Annotated in this window: 5 protein-coding genes; 2 read left to right on the top strand and 3 right to left on the bottom strand. The window is 70.3% G+C overall.

The window, feature by feature from the left end; all coding sequences use genetic code 11:
• Positions 1-346, top strand: a 346-nt coding sequence (locus VOI19_RS16260) for a riboflavin kinase (RefSeq protein ID WP_323794010.1), incomplete at its 5' end; no start/stop codon positions are given.
• Entirely contained in the window at positions 339-1,385 is a 1,047-nt protein-coding gene (locus VOI19_RS16255) for a hypothetical protein (protein WP_323794009.1), read from the top strand. The genes VOI19_RS16260 and VOI19_RS16255, both read left to right, overlap by 8 nt.
• Here VOI19_RS16255 and VOI19_RS16250 read toward each other — a convergent pair.
• From VOI19_RS16250 to VOI19_RS16240, 3 genes are all read right to left on the bottom strand, one after another.
• Positions 1,371-2,087: a class E sortase gene (locus VOI19_RS16250; protein ID WP_323794008.1), complete on the bottom strand. Its 717-nt coding sequence runs from the start codon at positions 2,085-2,087 to the stop codon at positions 1,371-1,373. The genes VOI19_RS16255 and VOI19_RS16250 overlap by 15 nt on opposite strands.
• A gap of 35 nt (positions 2,088-2,122) precedes the next feature.
• Positions 2,123-2,380 carry an HPr family phosphocarrier protein gene (locus tag VOI19_RS16245; RefSeq protein WP_323794007.1) on the bottom strand — a complete coding sequence of 86 codons (258 nt, stop codon included), beginning with the start codon at positions 2,378-2,380 and terminating at the stop codon, positions 2,123-2,125.
• Between the two features lie 57 nt (positions 2,381-2,437).
• Positions 2,438-3,621 (bottom strand): PTS fructose transporter subunit IIC (locus tag VOI19_RS16240; protein WP_323794006.1); only part of this gene is annotated, 1,184 nt, incomplete at its 5' end.

Genomic DNA, 3,621 nt, shown 5'->3' with positions numbered 1-3,621 from the left:
CCAGCGCGGCCGCGAGATCGGCTACCCGACCGCCAACGTCCCCACCGACCCGCTCACCGCCGCGCCCGCCGACGGCGTGTACGCCGGACGGTTGCGGCGCCTCGACACCGGCGAGGTGCTTCCCGCGGCCATCAGCGTGGGCACCAACCCGACGTTCGAGGGCGTGCGCGACCGTCGGGTCGAGTCCTACGTGCTCGACCGCACGGGTCTCGACCTGTACGACGTCGAGGTCGAGGTCGAGTTCGTCGAGCGGCTGCGGGGGATGGTCGCCTTCGACGGACTGGACCCCTTGCTCGAGCAGATGGCTCTCGACGTCGACCACGCCCGGGAGATCCTCGGTGGCTGAGCCGTCGGCTCCGTCGTCGTCCCCGGGTCCGGTCGCTGCCTCGGGCACGGTGCTCCAGGCGGAGCGCTGGTTCCTCAGCCACGGTCTCACCTACTTCGTGCCGTCGGTGCGCGCCTCCGTGCGCGAGGGCCTGAGGCCCAGGCGGATGGTGCCGACCGCGCTGGTGGTCAGCGTCATCGCCGCGGCAGCGGTCTACGCCGCGGTCCTGCTCGAGCAGCAGACCGCGATCCCGGCCGTGGTCGCCTCGACCTTCGGACTCGGCGCGCTCTACTACACGTTCACCGCCCTGCACGCCCGCGAGATCGTCCTGTGGGCGCTGGGTCGCACGTTCGGCAGCCTCAAGCTCCTGGTCCCGATGGCCAGCCGAGCCCTGCCGCTGCTGCTGGTCTTCGTGACCTTCCTGTTCATCAACGCCGAGGTCTGGCAGATGACCTCGGCCCTCGCCCCCGGGCTGCTGTGGTTGACGGTCCTGCTGCTGCTCTCGCTCGCGGTGATGTTCCTCCTCGTCCGGCTGCCGGAGGAGGTCGACCGGGTGGACGACGCCGTCGATGCTGCGTTCCTGCTGCGCACGACGCGCGGGACGCCCCTGGCAACGGCAACTCGGGACCTCGTGGACGCCGGCGCCGATCCTGCGGCCCGGGCCACGGTGCACGGCTACGACCGGTGGAACCTGATCCTGGTGCTGCTCGTGGTGCAGGTGGGCCAGGTTGTGCTGCTCGCGATGACGGTCTTCGGCTTCTTCCTCGTCTTCGGTGCGCTCGTGATGAGCGAGGGGGTGCAGGAGTCGTGGACCGCCCAGCAGGAGGGTGGCCTCCACGCGCTGCCGTTCTTGCCCAACGCCTCCGTCGAGCTGGTCCAGGTCTCACTCTTCCTGGCGGCCTTCTCCGGGCTCTACTTCACCGTCTCGGCGGTCACCGACGACACCTATCGCAGCCAGTTCTTCGCCTCCGTCACCGAGGAGCTCGAGCGCGCGGTCGGGATGCGGGCGGTCTACCTCACGTTGCGCGACGGGGCCGTTCCCGACTCAGCGGGGCCGTGACTCCACCAGGTGCCCGAATGCCACCAGCCGGTCGTCGGTGTGGAAGAGCTCGGCGCACGTGGTCACGGTGATCAGGTGCGTCTCGTCGGGCGTGGGGGAGACGCCGCCGGCAGGGTTGACCGGCGTCGGTCCGACGACCCACGTCGCGGTGAACGGCACGCGCAGGTCATCACCCCCGGTGTCGAGCACGTAGGTGTGGATGCGGTCGCGCGTCTCGACGATGATCTCGTCGCCGGCCTCTAGGTCGGTCATGGCGCGCAGGGGTTCGCCGTGAGTGATGCGGTGTCCGGCGAGCGCGAAGTTGCCCGGCTCGCCCGGAGCCGCAGACTCCGGGAAGTGGCCGAGACCTGAGGCGAGGGCCTCGTCGTCGACGCCCTCGATCAGGGGTACGGCGTAGTCCTCACCGAACGCGGGCACGCGGATGATCGCATCGGCCGACGAGCCGCCGCTCGGGACGGTGCCGGAGGAGGCAGCGCCTGGGTCAGCGTCAGGGCCGTTGACGCCGTCCTCGCGCCACTCCTCGAGCAGTGCCTCGACCGTGCGGTCGTGGCGCTGCTGGGAGACGTAGTTGGTGCCGTAGAGCTGCCAGCCCACGTAGCCGAGCAGCACGACACCGGCGCCGACGAGGACGAGTCCGAGGCGGAAGGCCCAGGAGCCGCCACGTCGGCGCCGAGGTGCGGGAACGCGGTGCGGGGAGGCCACGGCACGACGATCTCACGTGCCGGGACCTCGTCGGCTCAGGCGTCGAGGTCCTTGGCCACGAGCTCGGCGATCGTCGCGACGTCGGCCTCGTTGTCGCCGGAGATCTCGACGGAGTCGCCGTGACCGGCACCGAGGGTCATGATCATCAGCGAGGAGCCGGCGTCGACGGGCTCGGCGCCGGGCATCCCGATGAAGACCTCGGAGTCCAGCTCGGAGGCGGCCTCGGAGATGATCGCGGCCGGACGGGCGTGGAGGCCGACGGTCGAGCCGACGGTGACGGTGGTGGTGGGCATGTGGTGCTCCTTCATGGGTCGGGTGCTGAGTGATGCGTTGAGGTTGGGACAGACAGGTCAGACGGTTGCGGGCTCTTCGAGCTCGGCGGGGACGACCGGCTTGCTGGAAAGGGACTTCAAGGCAATCACGGCAGCTGCACCCACCACGACACCGGCGGCGAGAGCGATGAGGAAGCCGAGCACTCCGTCGACGGCGAAGAGCACGAAGATGCCACCGTGCGGAGCGCGGATGCCGACGTCGAAGGCCTGCGACAGACCACCGGTCACCGCGCTTCCGAGCATGATCGCGGGGATGACGCGCAGCGGGTCGGCCGCAGCGAACGGGATGGCGCCCTCGGTGATGAAGCTGGAGCCGAGCAGCCAGCCGGCCTTGCCGTTCTCGCGCTCGGCCTGGTTGAAGAGCTTGGGCCTCACGACCGTGGCCAGGGCCAGGGCGATCGGGGGCACCATGCCGGAGAGCATCACGGCGGCCATGATCTTGAGCTCGGGGGCGTCCTGGACGGTGCCGACGGCGGCGAGCCCGGTGGTCGCGAAGGCGTACGCGGTCTTGTTGAGCGGGCCGCCCATGTCGAAGGCCATCATCAGTCCGAGGATGACACCCAGCAGGATCGCCGATCCTCCGCTCATGCTGTTGAGGCCGTCGCTGAGACCCTCGCTCAGGGCTGCGAGCGGCCGCCCGAGCACCACGACCATGACGAGCCCGCTGGCCAGGGTGGCGCCCAGCGGGATCACCAGCACGGGCATCAGGCCACGAGCCCAGGTCGGGACCTGTCGCTGCGCGATCCAGTGGGCCGAGAGGCCGGCCAGCACACCGCCGATGATGCCGCCGATGAAGCCGGAGCCGGTCACGCCCGCGACAGCACCCATGACGAAGCCGGGAGCGATGCCGGGCCGGTCGGCGATGGCGTAGGCGATGTAGCCGGCGAGCGCCGGCACGAGGAACCCGAAGGCGGCGCCGCCGAGCACGAACATCAACGCACCGAAGTAGGCCAGCAGGGCGCTGCCGAAGAGCGCGTGGTCGAGTCCGAGCGCGGCGAGGTCGGGCAGGTCGGCGAGGGAGTTCTCGGTGGCGATCTCAGGGTGGTTCACGATCTCGTACCCCCCGAGGAGGAAGGAGAGGGCGATCAGCAGACCACCGGCCGCCACGAACGGGATCATGTAGGACACGCCGGTCATCAGGACCCGTCGTACGGTCCCGCCCATCCCGGAGGACTGGGTCGACTCGCTGGTGGAGGCGCCAC

The sequence above is a fragment of the Nocardioides sp. genome (genome assembly GCF_034670285.1).
Classification (GTDB): Bacteria; Actinomycetota; Actinomycetes; order Propionibacteriales; family Nocardioidaceae; genus Nocardioides.
The sequence above is the reverse complement of the archived record's forward strand: the minus strand, read 5'-3'. Positions and strand labels throughout refer to the sequence as shown.

Coding starts and splice junctions, on each gene's coding strand:
- VOI19_RS16245 (WP_323794007.1), bottom strand. CDS start 2,380: ATGCCCACCACCACCGTCACCGTCGGCTCGACCGTCGGCCTCCACGCC.